This is a genomic window from Undibacterium sp. GW821-FHT07F11 (assembly GCF_059418665.1).
Genome location: NZ_JBWKQH010000006.1, coordinates 296,288 through 313,650, shown reverse-complemented (window position 1 = coordinate 313,650; position 17,363 = coordinate 296,288). Strand labels below are relative to the sequence as shown.

Genomic DNA, 17,363 nt, shown 5'->3' with positions numbered 1-17,363 from the left:
TAAATCAATTTTCTTCAATATTTAAATAGGGACATAGTAAAAAGCACCGTGTTTACTGGGTTTTCTGTGCTCAGTGCATGATTTTCAGGTACTGAAGCAGGCTGCAGATCAGTTCATGCAAACGAAAAACTCAGGCGGTTTCCTGGGTTTTGCGGGGGCGGCCACGCTTGACTGGCTCTACCCGCCTCTCGGTGAGCTTGCTCATTTCTATCTTGAATCTGGCGGAGCCCAGCATCCAGGCCTTGGTGGTGGCCTGGGTAATTTCACTGATTTGCGTGTTTGACAAACCCTGTTCCAGGCTTTGTTTATAGGCAGCCTCACGCTGGAAAGGTGTATTGCCAAGTGCCCAATAACAGCTATGATCGGTGATCAAGGGATCAATATGCAGGCCTACATGATGCCGGTAACTGGACCAGGTGTAATCGAGCAAATCCTGCACCAGACCGGCACGCAGGGGATTGCTTTCCATATAAATACTGCAAGGGATGAAGTAACTGGCGGATTCAATAACGGTTGCACGGTAACGTCCCTGCCAGAGGGTGCCCATGCGTTGATATTTGCGATTAAAATAAGGGACATAGTGACGCCCCAGCCATTGCATCATCTTGCCCAGGCCTGGCTCATCACCAGGTGTCAGCAACAAATGCAGATGATCTGGCATCAGTACATAGGCATGGATGGCAACATCAAACAGCTTTGCAGCTTGCTTGAGCCAGTCCAGAAAGCTGCTGTAATCCTCGGCATCCTGAAAAATCACGGCACCAGCATTGCCACGCTGGATAACATGATGTTGCTGATGCGGAATAACGAGTCGGGCTAGTCTGGCCATGTCTGTGCGGGCAATCCAAAAGAGTCTGGATTGTGCTTGGCATCAGTCTGTCTTGTCAAAACTTATCTGCCAGCACATACACGACTGTGCAGCGACACACTGGCAACAGCGAACTGATGCCAAGCATAGCTCTCACCATGAGCACTACCACCATGCCCACGTTGCGGGACATGGGTCAGCAATGAACTGTTAAGGGAGCTTTTGCCGCCGCCAGCTTTCCGGCCTGGCCGGAACGCTGGCAATCACATAGCGCTCAGGCTGCGATGAGTTCTTGAGCCGGGCTTTTCAAGCGGAAGGCTTTGAGTGCGCGGGATGCGTCCGGCACTGCAACGATTTCTGGAGTACCAGTCATCAATTCAGAAATACGGCTCTTCAAGGCTTTTGCCTGTGTTGCCAGGTTAAAATGTGCAGGACGCTGAGTCTGCACAATGCTCCAACGCGCTACAGGCGCATGACCACTACCGTCCAGCAAGGATTTTTCACGCAGCCAGTTCTCGAAAGAACGGGTAGTCATGTTGCTTTCTATCCAGATCAAATGATCGGAAGTCATTTTCTTGCTGTTGTCCGAAGGGCGAACCAGTATTTCGTAAATCATTTTCTGACTCCTTAAAGGGAAACTTTGCTTAAAGGAAGGTGTCAGCAAAGATTCTTTAGTCCGAAAACGCACCGGTTCGCGATTCAGTTGACATGATAAGTTACAAAAGTCAGAAATTTTTTTAAATATTTTATAAAAAAACAATAAATTAGGAAGAATTAGGACAAAATCCCTCGATTTATTGTATTTATTTCAGCTTTTTTTACAAATTACTTGGAACTTTTTAGAGTTATTTGATGCGGGATGCTTCCAGCACAAAGCTCAATTTGCCAAAACGGGCACTGACTTCATCAAATTTCTTTTGTTTTTCCACATCCGTCAGGCTTGGGTTGTTCAAATTATCGCGCAAAAGGCTAAACAATGTTAAATCGGCGATAGGTTTCAATTGAGCATCGGTAGAACGCTGGAAACCGGAAAGATTCAGGATATCTTTCAAGACGACTTGCGCCTGCTTTTGCTTGCCATAATTGATAAAGAAATCTTCCACCCGGGTTTTCAACGCTGGTGACATATCCTTGCGATACAAAATAGGATCATTCGGTATCAAAGGCGAAGTCCAGATAACGCGCACTTTGCTGACCTGGTCTGGCGCTTCTTTCTTCAGTCTGTCCATTTCTTCACTGTTAAAAGTGGCTACATCGGCTTCACCGCGCAAAATGGCAGAGAAATTCGTCTGATGATTACCAACGATGACTTTCTTGAACAGTTTTGCCGGATCTATCTTGTTCTTGGAAAACAGGTAATAAGCAGGAACCAGATAGCCAGAAGTCGATTTTTTATCGCCATCAGAGAAAATATACACGCCAGGCTTGGCAGAAACCTGGTCAAAGCTGATCAAAGCACTCTTGCTGGAGGCGATGAGAACGGAGTTATAACCGCGTGAGCCATCGCTTTTCACCATTTGTGCAAACACTGTGGCTTTGCCGTCTTCAACCGCATCAAGGGCGACCTTGCTGCTCAGCCAGGCGATTTGTATCTTGTTCTCTTTCAAACCAGCAACGATATCGCTGTAATTGGAAGAAATGGCAGCAGTCACTTCTGTACCTGTGCTTTTTGCCAGATCATCAAGCAAAGGCTGCCAGCGCTTGCGTGTATCCTCTATGCTGGTGGTAGCAATCAGGCCCACGGTGAGCTTTTCTGCAGCTTGTGCAAGGGACATGAACATACTGCTGATCAGCAGTATCAAAGTGAAACTTTTCTTAAACATAAAACCTCAATAGAAAATACAAATACCCAATGCACAGCAGTGCTTGTGACCGGTCAAACATGTATGCGGTAGCAGACAAACAAGTGACGTCAGAGACGTACTTTGGGACAGGAATTGGAGATGGTGATTGGAAACACAATGATTAATTTATGTGCATCAATTGCCTGCTATTATAGCATTAGATGAATTTGAGCAACCAATTCCCCTAAAGCAAGAAATGTTTTAGAGTTAATTCACCAGACACTTGGCTATGGAATTCGGTTAGTACGCCATGCGCTTTACTCACTATCACCTGTTCACGTTTCGGGGCGGTGTGACAGAAAAACGGAAACTGGTAACAGAGTTAAACACTTGCCCGGGGTTAAGCACAGTCGAGGGGAAATTCGCGTGATTCGGGCTGTCGGGCAAGTGCTGGGTTTCAAAGGCAAAACCGTCATGACGCTGATAGCCTGAGGCTTCACTGCCATCAAAACCATTACCACTATTGAACTGTACTGAGGGCTCTGTGGTGTAGATATGCATTTGCCGGCCAGATACAGTTTCAGTGATACGTGCAACGGCCCGCAAGGACTGATCCCAATTGGCAAACAGCAGGCTGTGATCATAAGCAGTTGGCTGCCCCAGCAAGGCGTCACCTTGTTCAAGACGGCGTGTGATGGCGGAGGACTTTCGCATATCCAGCACGCTGCCATCCACCGGTAAAATACGTCCTGTGGGTATGCGTTTATTGTCGGTCTCAGTATAACGATCGGCATGGATTTGAAACAGGTGCGTACTCAAACCTCTGCTGCCTGCTCCAGCCAGATTGAAGTAGGCGTGATTGGTCAGGTTGATGACCGTAGCTTTATCACTGACGGCACGATATTCAATATTGAATTCATTGTGCGCCCTGTACAAGCGGTAAGTGACAGTCACCTGCATTTCACCGGGAAAGCCCTGGTCACCGTCGGGGCTGAGCAAATTAAAATGCGTGCCCAGGCTGTCGTTCTCCTCAAAATCCTGGCGTGACCACACCCGCTTGTCAAAGCCTTGCGGGTCACCATGCAGGGCGACGCCTTTTTCATTGGCAGGCAACCGATAAGTTTGTCCGTTCAATGCAAATTCAGCTTTGCCTATACGCCCAGCATAGCGCCCTATAATGGACGCATGCCTGTGCCTGGTAATTAAATAAGCTGGCAGATCGGGAAGCCTGAGCATAATATTGGCTAGCCTGCCATCGCGGTCTGGCACTTCGACAGTGGTTATTGTCGCGCCATAATCCAGATAGCAAACCCGCATCTGTGTATCATTCTGCAGGCAATGTTCCTGCACCACCTGACCAGTAGCTGTCTTGCCCCAGTCACTATCTTGACTGTGGGCTGCGAGTACGGCCGTATTAATACACGCCATACACGCCATACACGCCAGAATGACAAGCTTTACTAGCGAACTAACGGCAACTGGAATCCGGCTGGCCACCGCGCGTAATACCAAGATTGGCAAAATAGACGTAATCATCCTTGTCCTGATTCAGCATTGCATGGTGCTTGCGGTAGATCCCCCATTTCGGGCGCATGTGCTCTGCCCCTGTGCGCCACAATTGCAGACCTGCACTGTCGATTTCCAATACAGGCTGATCGTCCTGACCGCGCATGGTCAATTGATAGCGACCTGCAGAATTTGAGAATGTGATCTGCTCACGCACGTCTATCCATTGCCCCTGTATCTGCGACAAGGCCACTGTGCCGAGTACATGATAAGCACCACCGTCATTTTTCAAATCATCAATTTGTCGCACTTCCATACGTCCACTGGACAATGGTGTAAAAGTGATCAGCGGCGGCTCAGCATAACGGCCACCATAGGCCTTGATCTGGTGGATATGCGTAAATGAGGGAGAAAACTTCATGCCTGCATCAATCTTGAAGCGCCAGCTATACACAAAGCTGTTATTTTCACGTGCCTTGAAGGCCTGGTGCATACCCATCAGGCTGGGCGCAATCTTGATCTCGGTGCGGGATCGGTCGCTACCTTCAGCCATGGTCTTGCCATCCAGGTTGACATCTGTCGGGTCTATCGCCAGCACTGCAAAATAGGCTGGCACCATATCATCACTCGCTTCAATAATATGCGGCCTGACTGGCGCGTAGTGCGTATCACCCGGGGCCTCTACTGCACCCTTGCCAAAAACATTTTCTATACGCGCATAAGTATCTGTGCTACCCGGTTTTTGCGCATTCAGACACAAGGTATTACCCGTCACGCCGGAAGTCGCATCAGCGGCAAAAGCGCTAATAGAAACCAAGGTAAAACCGGCAAGCAAGCTGCCAGACAAGATAAGTAAATACATGAAGCTGCCTCAGTCCTGGTATTGCGGCCCGGCCACAACAAACGGCCCACCCTGATAGGTGCTGGTCATGTCGTCAGCATCGGGCCAGCTCGCAGTCAGCGGGAAGCGTCCGGCAAACTCGCTTGAGCTATCCTTGGGTGTAAACCCGAGGTGGGCTGCCTTGCTGTTGTCCCACCATTTCGCCGGATTGTCCGATACGCCAAAGACGATGCTATGCCCCACCTTGGGCGTGAACAATGCCGTTTTGATCAACCGCAGCAAATCATCGTAACTAAGATAAGTCACCATCATGCGGGTATTACGGGGTTCAGGAAAGGACGAGCCTATACGCAGGCACACCGTCTCTATGCCAAAACGGTCATAATAATAACGCGACAGCGCTTCGCCATAAGATTTGCTAAGACCATAAAAACCATCTGGCCGCAGCGGGCTGTCCGCATTCACTTTCTCTGTCGTCGGATAAAAACCAACGACATGGCTGGAGCTGGCATAAATAACGCGCTTGATACCCAGCTTGTGTACCGCTTCATACAAATGATACATGCCCAAAATATTAGCCTGCATGATGGGTTCAAACTTGTCCTCGACAGAGATGCCACCAAAGTGCAGCACGGCATCGACATCTTTCAGTAATTCAAATACTCCTGCCCTGTCAGCCAGGTCGCAGGTCTGCGCCTCTTCGCCAGGCACCAGGTTTTCTATATCGACGATATCGCTGAGCCTGAGTATTTTCGTCCATGGCTTCAGGCGCTCACGCAAAACCCGCCCCAGGCCACCGGCTGCACCCGTCAAGAGCAGGCGATTAAAAGGCTTTTCACTGGATTGCTCACTAAATTGTTCAGTCATCATCATTTTTGATTTCAGGTTGGTGTAGGCCCTGATTTGCCCTGTTGAAGTAAACCTGGCAAATCAATTTATTAGTTAAACGTTTAACTAAGTATATAGAAATTTCTGCCGCGGTCAAATATTTCCTTGCACTCGAAGTAAATTCATACCGTGCTCCCGGAAAATGCGATCTCCCTAGGTGCGCATGGAAGATGACATTGATACATGTCTGGCAGGTTGTACGGTAAGATACATCCTGAATCAGCTTGGCAGTTAAACGCTTACAGCCATAGCTTGTCTGGAATACTTTTTATACGCGATGAAGAAAAAACCACCGACCATACGTGATGTCGCCGCTGAAGCAGGCGTCTCTACTGCCACCATCTCCAAATTCATCAATGGTACCCAGCGTTTTTCTTCTACCGTAGAAGCCAGGATCACGGCTGTCATTGACAGCCTGGGCTACCGCTCCAACCCGCTGGCCCAATCCATGATCACCGGGCGCACCAAGTCCATAGGCCTGTCGATACTGGATGTCAGCAATCCCCATTTCACCAGCATCGTAAAAGGGGCCAACCGCATCGCCATAGAACATGGTTATACCTTGCTGCTGGTCGATACCGAAGAAAACCTGGGTCGTGAAAAACCCTTGATAGAAGCATTAAGCCGCCGTGTCGATGGCATGATACTTTTTTCACGCATGAGTGAAGCCGATCTGAGTTGGACCGAGCAACTGGAAAAACCACTGGTATTCTTTGGCCGCCTGAGCCAGCTCAGCTCCCCCTGTGTCAGCAGTGATGACCACAAGGGTGCCTACATGCTGGCGCAGCACTTGCTGACCCTGGGACATAAGCGCATTGCCTATATGGGTTTCAACAAGTCCCGCCGTGATGAAGAACGTTTTGGTGGCCTGCAGGAATGCCTGAGCGAGCATCAACTGACAGCAGAAATCTACAACGTCAACTCACCATCTGCACAAGAAGGCGAGCGCCTTTGTTCTTCCATCATGCTCGGTAAACAACATCCTGATGCCGTGGTTTGCTATAACGATTTAATGGCACTTGGCTTCATGAAAGAAGCACAAAACCTGGGTTTTGATATTCCCAGAGATGTCTCCATTGCTGGCTTCGACAATATCCAGTATGGCCGCTATACCTCGCCCGCACTGACCTCAGTCGATCTGCAAAGTGAAGAAATGGGCGTCGCTGCCATGCGCACGCTGATCAGCATGATCAATGGCGAAACTGCCCGTGGCCTGACCACGATAGAACCGCAACTGATTTTGCGCTCCTCAGTCATGAACAGAAGAAGCCCGGCCAATTCCTGAAAATTACGCACGAAACAAATCGTATTTGTGCAAAAAAACGACAATCCGAGAAAACGTTTTCTTTAATGCGCTGCCCAGCCGCATCTCTGCGTGCAGAAAACGCACTGCCTTGTCAATTCAACTCTTGCATCTCAATTTTGATAGGCTAATAAAAAAATCTAAAATCAGGTTTACCTTCAATTTGAATTCATCTACTATTTAGTTAAACGTTTTCCTAAAATACTTTCAAATGCAAATTTGAAACCGCATACCAAGGGAAACATAACAAAATCAGGAGATGTATGTCTTACCGCAAGCCCTTCCTCAACAATCTGCACAAGCTTTGCATCGCAGCGTCAGCACTGTCACTGAACATTAGCGCTTCAGCCCATGCTGAACTCACTGCATCTGTGGCGCAAGTGCAGCCCCCCATGAACACGCTGGTGCAAGAATCGCTTTACCCCCAGCTTGATTACCTGTCACAAAAACTGCTGGTCGAGAGATTGCAAACCACGCTGGCGAGTTACCCTGCCTTCAATGGCAAGGATAAATTCCTGCCAGGGAAAATCGCTACCGGCCTCGCCCATTTAATGCTGAACCCTGCCCTGACACCAGAAGCCAGGCGCAAGGCAGCAGAAAATTTTCGTACCAGTGCCGACATGACGGTCGATATGAAAAACCATACCTGGGGCATTTATTATTATTTGCTGGCACTGCAACAGATACAGCAAGCGGGCTTGCTGGAGCAAGCCGTCAGCCCTGCCACTTTGGCCAAACTCAAGAAGCAACTGGACTGGCGCAGCTTTGTCAATGAAGCGGACCTGAAACTCATCAACCTGCCCACCAATTATTATGGCGTGGCATTTGGCGTGGCACGCCTGCGCATGTTGCTCGGTTGGGAAGATGCCAGTGGCAGTGAAAAACTCTTGAATACCCTGCTGGCGCACTACGATGCACATTCTGGCGAATATGGTTTTTCTGATGAAACCGATGGTGAAGGTCGCTTTGACCGCTACAGCATTTTACTGATTGCCGAGATTTGCCACAGGCTCATAGAAACCGGCAAGGAAGTGCGACCTGACTTGAAACTGAAACTCAGGAAAGCCGCAGACATCGCCCTGAATATGGCAAATGACAAGGGCGATGGCTTCAGCTTTGGCCGCAGCATAGGCGCTTACGGTGATACCGCGATACTCGAAATCCTGTCGGCATCTGCTTATCTGGATGTCTTGACGCCTGTGGAAAGAGATTATGCCTATGCCTACTCTACCCATGTATTCAACAAGTTTTTAAGCTTCTGGTATGACCCGCAATTGCATTCAGTCGATTTGTGGGGCAAGGGCAGGAAGACCGATGCCTACCGTGGTGCGCACAGGGTTCTGGGTGAAAATTTCTCACTCCTGCATCAATTGCTGACCACCAATGCCATCTGGCACAAACTCGGTTATGACCAGCGCATACCGCTGGCCGACCTGCAAGCATGGGCAGATAAAACCCAGCCACGTTTCAGCTTCAACTGGTTTGCCCGCGGTGAGTATGACAGGGCATTGGCGATCTACCGCGACCGCCAGCATGTGTTCAGCCTGTTACTGGCCAATGGTGGTGCTGGCCAGCATGCGAACAGCCCCTATTACCCACTGCCGTTTTCAAATGATCTCATCGTCGGCATACCAGACAGCGGCTTTGCCCATCCGCAGCTTGTCCCCAGTCTGACGCTGACAGATGGCAGCAAACTGCTAGCCACCGCTTTCATGAGCAATATCCAGACTGGCAAAACAGAAAAATCTGCATTCATCAGCTATCAGCAAAGCGGGCTGACACGCATGACAGGCGAAGGCAAGCCACCACAAAAAGATGACCGGGTAAAACTCAATAGCCGCTACCAGTTTGAATCCGGCAACATCAGCAGGACAGATGAATTTACAGCGACCGGCAGCACGCAGATACAAGAAGCCAGTCTGGAGTTCAGCAGCTTTTCTGATGCGGTCAGGCAGGATGGAAATCACATTTATTTCAGTAAAGGCGGTGTGACGGAATTCGTCGTGGAAGGTCTGGAAAAATGCGCGGTTAAACGGGTAGTTGGTGACGCCTACTTCCAGACCCCGACTGGACCCTTCATCAACCATATCAGTTGCAACACGCAACAGCTAAAGCCTGGTCAGCCACTGAAAATCAAATGGACGATACGGTATCAATAGAATTGAACAGCGAGAATTTAGTAACGAAAATTCATCAAAAAATCAGCAGTAAAAAATAGTATAAAACTACAATTTCCGGAGACAAGAATGTCAGCACAATTCAGCAGCAAACAACACCCCATGCAACTCAAACCCCTGAGCTTCGCCATCAGCCTGGCCATGCTGGCCCTGACACAGGCAGCGCAGGCACAACAGGCTACTACTGCAGAAACATCCGACGGCAAACTCAATGAAGTCGTCGTGTCGGCCAACAAGCGCATAGAAAAACTTGACCATGTGCCGATGGCGATTTCAGTCCTGGGTGATGCCACCTTGCAGCGTAATAATGTCAGGGAAATCGCTGACGTCATCAATCTGTCACCCGCATTGTCGATTACCTATGGTTCGACACCAGCCAATAATGGCATCAATATGCGCGGTATAGGTACCACATCGATAGGCATAGGTGTGGAAGCTGATGTGGCAGTCATCATCGATGATATTCCCATGGGCATGCAGGTCAAGGCCTTCCAGGATCTGACTGACATCTCACGCATAGAAATTTTAAAAGGTCCGCAAAGCACACTGTTTGGTAAAAGCGCTATTGCCGGTGCGGTCAATATCGTCACCAAACCCATCTCCGGCCCGCTGGCAGGAAGCGCCAGCACTTTATACACAAGTGATGGTGAATGGCGCTTTGGACTCAGCTACGGCGGTGAGGTATCAGAGAAATTTGGTTTTCGTGTCAGTGCCAGCGATAACCGCTTCCCCGGCAATGTGAATAACCTGACTGATGGCAGCAAGGTCAACGGCTCTGGCGGCAAGACCTTTATGGCCAAACTGAGCTGGCACCCTACCGATAATATCGATGTCGATTTCTCGCCACGTTATAACAGCACGGTGACATCCTGCTGCGTGCTGGCGCTGACCAGCCTGACACCGGCACAAGGCGGTCTGTTGTCGAATATTGCGCAACTGCCTGCAACGACCTTATTGAATGGCATACGTATAGGTCCGGACAATACCGATGTGCGCAATGACGCCATGACAGGCCAGACCTCGACCAGCCGTGGCGCGGGCTTGAAATTCACTTACAACTTTGCCGATGGCTCTTCGCTGACCTCGATTTCTTCAATCGACCGTTACTATGCCAATGACTCACGCGACCAGGACTTTGTCGATGTGCCTACCCTGCTGTATTACCCGCTGACGAACGGCAAGCCTGCCGGTATTAATGCCGGTTATACCCAGTACGGCACCTTCGACGTCAAATCGCAAACACAGGAATTGCGCTTCACCTCTAATGACAAGAATGCCGTGCGTTATGTGCTCGGTTACTGGTATGGAAAAAATTCCATAGAGCGCCATTTCGTGCGCGGCTACAACGGCATTACACTGACCACGCCTGTGCAATATTTTACCGACACTTACAATGTCAACAGCGCCGTGTTTGGCCAGGCAACCTGGGACTTTGCCAAGAACTTCAGCCTGCTCGCAGGCCTGCGCTATAACCGTGAAACCTCGGGTTACCGTTTCTCTGTCGGCGCACCACCACCCGGTGCTTATGTACAGACAGACTATTTTTCCAGCCTCGACAATACCGAAAACTCCACCACCGGCAAACTCAGCCTGCAGCATCAGGTCAGCAACAACCTGATGGTATATGCCATGGGCTCTACCGGTTATAAAGGTCTTGCCTATGACCTGACCAGCGGCTTGAATGCAGCCACTGCTGCCCAGCAACCAGTTAAATCAGAAACTGCCAAGACCTTTGAAATCGGCCTCAAAGGTAATTTCCTGGATAACCGTTTGACGCTGAATATCGCTGCCTTCAACAGCAAGTTCAGCGATTACCAGCAAAATTCTGGTGGCTATCTGCCTGGTACGACAACTTATGTGACCCGCCTCAATAGTGTAGGTGGTGTGCAGACGCGTGGCGTGGAAATGGATGTCTCGGCACTGGTAACCAGGGATTTGATACTGAATGGCAGCATAGCCTACACCGATGCCACCATTACAGAGTTCCCGAATGCCCCTTGCTATAATGTTGCTGGCAGTCCGAATGGTGGTTTCAATGCAGAATGCCAGTTAAAGTCTGCACAGTATGGCGGGCAGAACGTGCAAGACCTGGCAGGGGCCAGGATGCCAAATGCACCAAAGATCAAGGCCAATATTGGTGGACAATATGACCTGCGCTTCAGCAACCTGCCTTTCGATGCTTTCATCACAGGCAGTGTGCGTTATCAAAGCGATGTCATCACCAACCTGAACCAGGACCCTACACTGGCGGTGTCTGCCATCAGCGTGACGAATATCGGTTTTGGCATCAGGGACAAGATGAACAAGTACAAACTGAGCTTCTTTGTTAACAACCTGTTTGACCGCCACTATGCCAATACTGGTTTCACTGGCGTAGGTAGCTGGAGTTCAAAAGCACCAAATCCTGTGCTGACAGTGACCAACACTACCTGGACACCTGCGCGTGACGCATTCCGCTATTTCGGTGTCAGGCTGGATGCCAAATTCTAAGCGTCTTTAGTCAAAAATGAAGCTCGTGATGAACAATCTGTACCGTTCATCACGACTTTGAAGATCAAGCATTCCCCCCCTTTTTCAAATTCCGGCACTTCTGCCGGATGGTTTTCTGCCGTCTGTTTTTTATAACGAGAAGTTAATTCCATCCAAACAAGCAAGGAGTACATCATGTTATCTGCAAAACCAAATAGCAAAACAGTTTTCCTGAAACCGGCTTTGGCATTCATCACTTGCGCCCTGTCAGTAGCAGCATTGCCTGCAATGGCGACGACGTACAAGGTAAAAACCGCCAAGGAATTACAAGACGCCATCAGCAAGGTTAAAGCAGGTGATGTGATACAACTAGCGGCAGGCACCTACAAAGACAAGTTCGTCATCAAGAACAAAAATGGCAAGGCCGACCAGCCCATACAACTGACAGGCCCTGCCGGATCATCTGCCGCAGTGCTGGCGAACAGCGGCGGTTATGGTCTGTATCTCGATCATGCGAACTACTGGATCATTGATGGCATCACAGTCAATAATTCAGGTAAGGGCATCATCCTTGATACCTCCACCAACAACGTATTGCAAAACCTGACGGTGCATGATGTCGATGATGAAGGCATACACTTTCGCGCCTTCAGCACCGACAATGTATTGAAAAACAGCCACATCTACAACACTGGCAAGAAGCAGGCTGGATTTGGTGAAGGTGTGTATATAGGATCAGCCAATTCCAACTGGTGCACCTACACTTCATGCAACCCGGACAAGAGTGACCGCAACAAGGTACTGACCAACAGCATAGGCCCTAACGTCAACGCCGAAGGTATAGACATCAAGGAAGGCTCGTCTGATGGTTTGATACAGGGTAATATCTTTGACGGCAGCGGCATCAGTGGAGAAAATTATGCCGACAGTGTGATTGATGTCAAAGGCAATAATTACGCAATCACCGGCAATACCGTCAATAACCACCCCACCTCCAGCGACAAGAACCTGCTTGATGGCTTTCAAGTCCATCAGGCTTATACCGGCTGGGGCAAGAACAATAAATTCAGCAGCAACCGTTTTAATCTCAATACCAAGGGCTATGGCATCAATGTGCAGTCAGGCCTGACTGGCAATATCGTCTGTGACAATAACTCGGTAACGAATACCAGTTCAGGCGTGGCGAACGTTGCGCTTACTCATTGCACAAACTAAAGCCAGGCCTTGTCCAAATTCAAATCAAGGCCTGCTAAAACAAGGCCTTGATCTTCTTTATCCAATTTCCCAGAATCGACGTTTTTTCTGGAAGTGACTTAGCTTCGCGAGACTGCATAGGAGATTGAATAACAGCGTCCGACTCGCTGCTTTTTTTAGCATGACCTTCGTCACCATCAACTGGTTTATTGTCTTGTTCAGGTGCAGACTTCACTATCTCAGGAACAAGGCGGTTTGGCGGCATAAAGAACGTGACGATTTGTGCATTGGATGTTACTGGCGTGCATCCTGCAACCCCCTCAACCAAACCTGCCCGCATGAGGATTACATGAAATTGCTCAAGGAAATCAGATAAATCGCGCGGCAACTTACCGGCATCCGTAATTCGATCTGCCCGGTCAAACGCAAGTATGTCTGTGTAGGAATGATAAGGTGGCGTTTGATCATGCCGAAACAGATTCCAGTTCTTTTCTATGGAATTATTTGGAAAAAGCCTGGCAATATCTCCACTCAAAAAATATGTCAGTGTCCGCATATCGACTTTGCCAGCCTGGCATTCGCGTTCAAGTGCCTGCTGCATCTGAGTGCGAGCGCCCTCATCAAAGTCTGGATGCTGTAACAAGTGCCCCAGGTCAAATAAATCCTTGAAACGTGGCCTGACCAGGGTCTGATGAATTTTCCATGCGATTTGCAAGGACAGTGGAACTGTATTTTTAATCAAAAAAGCGTCGCCCACAACCGGCCTGTAGAGCAAAGGCACAGGCCCCTGTGCCAGATCCAGATTCAGAGACACATCCATACTAATTTCATTGTATGGTGCATCTCCCACGCAGTAAGCCAGATCAGTATTCACCGTAGGAAAATCTTCTGCCATGGCGTAATCTATCATTCGCCAAAAAGCATTTTCTCTAAAGCTGCGAAAATGTATGCCATCTTCTGCCACAGTTTCAGTGACTGCCACTGCCCATGGGTCAAGAATAGTGCGCGCGCCCGCGGCATCAACGACTCCCTGCGCGCATACCCAATCAAGATCAGCAGGAATGCGTTGAGCCGGGTCTTGAAAATATTGCCGTGTCAAGAAACTGCCTTTCAGCATGAAAGGTAAATCCAGACTTGCGGCACGACGTATGAAAGCCTCACCGGCCAGGAAAGCGGGGGAAACATCACATGCTGGTAAGTTAGAAGATGACATCAAAGAGTTCCTGATTTTCCATTAAAGAGACTGATACAGCCAACCGTGATCCAGCGCACAGTTATCATCAAAGATGCAGTATTCGAAACGCTCGTGCATAATGGTCCAGACACTGTCCTTCAGACCTTTTTGCAAAGCTTCAACCCTGCGCAAAAAAACAGCCTTGCTACCCGATTCGCGCAAAGTCACAAAACGCATTCCAGGTTCATTTCTGAGGGAATTTCTGGATAGATGCACTTCATGATTTTCACAAAACCGCAGCAAATCTTCGGACCTGGAGAAATTGATTTTACCGTGCCATTCATAGTAAACATCTGATGACATGGCTACATTTTTTTTATACTCTTCTGCGTATTGCAGGGGTATCTCTATTTTCAGGCGGCTTGTTTTGTAAGCTCGCTGGTTCAATATGCAGCCATAGTTTTTTGCTACCTCCAATACGGCATCCAGTCGATCCGCCATCAGAAGTTTGCTCAACATCAGTTGCTGATAATGCGTACCTCTTGATAATTCTATCAGGAGCGGTTTTGCCTTGATCTCCCCGCAGAACTCAATGAATCCCGGAATATCTGCTTCCTGTACATTTGCTACCGTCAGATGAATCTCAAATGGCAACATGGTTTGAGACGCAGCACTCGCAAAAGCTGGCTGTCCAGAAATATTTTCGCGCATTTATTTATTGTTTTCGGCCAACTCACGCAGCTTGTCTTTCTTGCTTTTGCGCTTGCCCTTGATGCCACCGGTGGGCGCATCGGGGCTATCCTCAGAGTCTGCCTTGTTTGCTGCAATTGCCACAGGCTCAAAACCGGGCAAGGTCTCGCGTGGCACACGTTTGTCCTGACGTTTTTCTATGAGGCGGAAATGCATTTCATGTTCAGCCAGGATAAAGCTGATCGCCGTGCCGCTCGCACCGGCACGGCCAGTGCGGCCTATGCGGTGGATGTAGTCGTCAGCCGAGCGGGGCAAATCATAATTGACGACAGCAGGCAGGCCAGCCACGTCAATACCACGGGCCGCCAGGTCAGTAGCAACCAGCACCTGTATGCGGTTGGCCTTGAAGTCAGTCAACATATGCTGGCGTGCCCCCTGGCTGGCATCGCCGTTAAATGCTTCTGCCTTGATACCTGCTTTTTTCAATTTATTGCTGACGGTGTCGCTCGCATATTTGGTGGCGACAAAGACCAGTACGCGTTCCCATTGCTGCTCTTTGATCAGGTGTACCAGCAGGCGGGTACGCTTGTCACTATCCACCGTAATCGCTCTTTGCGCGATGTCTGGCAGGTTTTCACGCAGGTCGGCAATTGCAATACGTCTGGGCTCATGTAACAAAGTCAGTGCCAGTTTTTTGACTGCGGGTGAGAAAGTGGCTGAGAAAAACAGGTTTTGACGCTTGGCAGGTAACTGCTCAAGTATGCGTTTGATCTCATCGGCAAAGCCCAGGTCCAGCAAGCGGTCTGCTTCATCCAGTACCAACGTTGCCACGTCCTTTAACGACAGGGCATTGCTATCCAGCAAATCCAGCAAGCGGCCTGGTGTACTGATGACGACATCGGCGCCGCCACGTAAATGCATCATCTGCGGGTTGATGGAAGCACCGCCATAGATAACAGCTACCTTCAGCTTCTTTGGCAAATGCTCTGCCAAAGCCTCAATTGTTTGGCCTACCTGCCCGGATAATTCACGGGTAGGTACCAGTATCAGGACTTTGACTTTACGCTGTTTGCTGCTTTCTTCCATGTCCTTCTGCGTGCGCTGCAACAATGGCAAAGCAAAGGCAGCCGTCTTGCCAGAACCGGTCTGTGCCAGTGCCATGACATCCTCGCCAGCCAGTATTGCCGGAATAGCTTCCGCCTGCACCGCAGTAGGTGTTTCATACTGGCGTGCGGCGACCGCTTGCAAGAGTTCCGGGATCAGGCCTAGGGATTCAAAAGTCATGGGTAAAGTCTAAGAGGAAGAAGAGAAATTTTTGATTGAGCGTTACACTATTGATATTAATGCGCATCAAGGTATAGATTGCGCCAGTGCTTTAATCCCTATCAATGCGCATTGTAGTGCAAAACTGCCATACACCTGCAGATGTCAACCCCTGCAATATCTGCGATTACTCATTTAAGGAGTCAGCATTTTGACAACAATTACTTTCATCAAGGCTGATATTGCGCAACACAAAGATGTCCTCATCACCATGAATATGGAATATATGGGCTGGGTGGCAGCGAACATAGCGCAAGATTTTGGTATTACTACTGAAGCTTTACTTGGTATGTCACTGGCTGAATATGTGCCTGGCGCGCTGGATAAAATTTGTGGTGCAGATGCACTTGATAGCATGTTTTATCTGGTCGAAGTAGATGGTCAGTTTGCCGCCATGGGTGGCAGGCGCGGCATACAAACTGGCATTGCCGAGATAAAACGCTTGTACGTATTACCGGCTTTTCGCGGACTGCATCTGGGCGACACACTTTTACAGCACTTGCTCAACGATGTCCGCAGCCTGGGCTATCAACGTGTGCGCCTGGACAGCGCACCCTTCATGCATGCAGCCCACAGACTGTATGAAACTGCCGGCTTCAAGGACTGCCCACCTTATGAAGGTGCGGAAGTGCCATCTGCCTTGCATCCACGCTGGCGGTTTATGGAATTGGTGCTGTAACCTGGATTCTTTATGTGAGCTGACGAACAGTCCGCCAATTGCGACTGGCGTAAGCTGCGGGTTAAAGTGATTGGCAAGCTATTTATACTCCAAGGAAATACCATGCAAGTTGAAACTATCCTGGCCTTTGGTGGCCACAGCGAAGCAGCTATTCAGTTTTATCAAGAGGCGCTGGGGGCAGAGGTAATCGTCATGATGCGCTGGAAAGACAGTCCTGACCCGGCGTTGCGCGCGGTTTCACCAGATCCTGACAAAATCATGCATGCATCATTTCGCATAGGCAATACCACGCTGATGGCAAGCGATGGCGTCGAGACCCTGGCCCACCCGGACATCAAAGGTGTCACACTGAATCTGGAAGCCAAAGACGATGCCGAGGCGCAAAAATTATTTGCTGCACTCAGCGATGGCGGTAAGGTGCAGATGCCTTTGGCAAAGGTGTTCTGGACATCCCTGTCTGGCATGGTCATCGACCGTTTTGGCGTGTCATGGATGGTCAACGTGGCTGAGCAGGAAAACTGATACCA

General features: G+C 49.3%; 16 protein-coding genes. 6 read left to right on the top strand and 10 right to left on the bottom strand.

Translation table 11 applies throughout. The features are described from left to right. Positions 1–130 precede the first annotated feature (130 nt). The 6 genes from AC07OI_RS17120 to AC07OI_RS17095 form a co-directional block, all read right to left on the bottom strand. Positions 131–829: a transposase gene (locus AC07OI_RS17120; RefSeq protein ID WP_495258041.1), complete on the bottom strand. Its 699-nt coding sequence runs from the start codon at positions 827–829 to the stop codon at positions 131–133. Positions 830–1,082: 253 nt separating this feature from the next. Further along, positions 1,083–1,424: a hypothetical protein gene (locus AC07OI_RS17115; RefSeq protein ID WP_162043511.1), complete on the bottom strand. Its 342-nt coding sequence runs from the start codon at positions 1,422–1,424 to the stop codon at positions 1,083–1,085. A 229-nt stretch (positions 1,425–1,653) separates the two neighbouring features. Then, positions 1,654–2,631 carry a phosphate/phosphite/phosphonate ABC transporter substrate-binding protein gene (phnD, locus tag AC07OI_RS17110; RefSeq protein ID WP_495258040.1) on the bottom strand — a complete coding sequence of 326 codons (978 nt, stop codon included), beginning with the start codon at positions 2,629–2,631 and terminating at the stop codon, positions 1,654–1,656. Between the two features lie 288 nt (positions 2,632–2,919). Next, a complete protein-coding gene (locus AC07OI_RS17105) occupies positions 2,920–4,020 on the bottom strand; it encodes an aldose epimerase family protein (RefSeq protein WP_495258039.1) in 1,101 nt (366 codons plus the stop codon). 40 nt (positions 4,021–4,060) lie between these two features. Then, the gene (locus AC07OI_RS17100; protein ID WP_495258038.1) at positions 4,061–4,960 is read right to left on the bottom strand and encodes a heparin lyase I family protein; all 900 of its coding nucleotides are present in this window, start codon (positions 4,958–4,960) and stop codon (positions 4,061–4,063) included. Between the two features lie 9 nt (positions 4,961–4,969). Continuing rightward, the gene (locus tag AC07OI_RS17095; protein WP_495258105.1) at positions 4,970–5,809 is read right to left on the bottom strand and encodes an NAD-dependent epimerase/dehydratase family protein; all 840 of its coding nucleotides are present in this window, start codon (positions 5,807–5,809) and stop codon (positions 4,970–4,972) included. Between the two features lie 295 nt (positions 5,810–6,104). On the opposite strand from AC07OI_RS17095, the gene AC07OI_RS17090 reads away from it, so the two are divergent. The 3 genes from AC07OI_RS17090 (at position 6,105) to AC07OI_RS17080 (ending at position 11,797) form a co-directional block, all read left to right on the top strand. After that, complete coding sequence (locus AC07OI_RS17090; protein WP_492704927.1) at positions 6,105–7,112, top strand: LacI family DNA-binding transcriptional regulator; 1,008 nt, start codon at positions 6,105–6,107, stop codon at positions 7,110–7,112. Positions 7,113–7,393: 281 nt separating this feature from the next. Next, a complete protein-coding gene (locus AC07OI_RS17085) occupies positions 7,394–9,289 on the top strand; it encodes a hypothetical protein (RefSeq protein WP_495258037.1) in 1,896 nt (631 codons plus the stop codon). An 87-nt stretch (positions 9,290–9,376) separates the two neighbouring features. Then, on the top strand, positions 9,377–11,797 hold the full coding sequence (locus tag AC07OI_RS17080) for a TonB-dependent receptor (RefSeq protein WP_495258036.1): 2,421 nt from the start codon (positions 9,377–9,379) through the stop codon (positions 11,795–11,797). On the opposite strand, the gene AC07OI_RS17075 is transcribed toward AC07OI_RS17080, so the two are convergent. Beyond that, entirely contained in the window at positions 11,794–11,973 is a 180-nt protein-coding gene (locus tag AC07OI_RS17075; protein ID WP_495258035.1) for a hypothetical protein, read from the bottom strand. The genes AC07OI_RS17080 and AC07OI_RS17075 overlap by 4 nt on opposite strands. Between AC07OI_RS17075 and AC07OI_RS17070 the strand changes: the two genes are divergently transcribed. Further along, entirely contained in the window at positions 11,972–12,991 is a 1,020-nt protein-coding gene (locus tag AC07OI_RS17070; protein ID WP_495258034.1) for a right-handed parallel beta-helix repeat-containing protein, read from the top strand. The genes AC07OI_RS17075 and AC07OI_RS17070 overlap by 2 nt on opposite strands. Before the next feature lie 34 nt (positions 12,992–13,025). Here the strand turns inward: AC07OI_RS17070 and AC07OI_RS17065 are convergent, their stop codons facing one another. From AC07OI_RS17065 to AC07OI_RS17055, 3 genes are read right to left on the bottom strand one after another with little or no spacing between them, the layout of a single operon-like run. After that, entirely contained in the window at positions 13,026–14,183 is a 1,158-nt protein-coding gene (locus AC07OI_RS17065; RefSeq protein WP_495258033.1) for a nucleotidyl transferase AbiEii/AbiGii toxin family protein, read from the bottom strand. Positions 14,184–14,204: 21 nt separating this feature from the next. Continuing rightward, positions 14,205–14,855 carry a hypothetical protein gene (locus AC07OI_RS17060; protein WP_492704922.1) on the bottom strand — a complete coding sequence of 217 codons (651 nt, stop codon included), beginning with the start codon at positions 14,853–14,855 and terminating at the stop codon, positions 14,205–14,207. Then, a complete protein-coding gene (locus AC07OI_RS17055; protein ID WP_495258032.1) occupies positions 14,856–16,118 on the bottom strand; it encodes a DEAD/DEAH box helicase in 1,263 nt (420 codons plus the stop codon). It abuts the gene before it with no gap. A gap of 190 nt (positions 16,119–16,308) precedes the next feature. Here AC07OI_RS17055 and AC07OI_RS17050 point away from each other — a divergent pair, with 190 nt between their 5' ends. Both AC07OI_RS17050 and AC07OI_RS17045 read left to right on the top strand, forming a co-directional pair. Then, positions 16,309–16,836 (top strand): GNAT family N-acetyltransferase, encoded by a 528-nt coding sequence (locus AC07OI_RS17050; RefSeq protein ID WP_495258031.1) that lies wholly within the window; start codon positions 16,309–16,311, stop codon positions 16,834–16,836. A gap of 102 nt (positions 16,837–16,938) precedes the next feature. After that, entirely contained in the window at positions 16,939–17,358 is a 420-nt protein-coding gene (locus AC07OI_RS17045) for a VOC family protein (RefSeq protein WP_492704916.1), read from the top strand. The last annotated feature ends 5 nt before the right edge of the window (positions 17,359–17,363 follow it).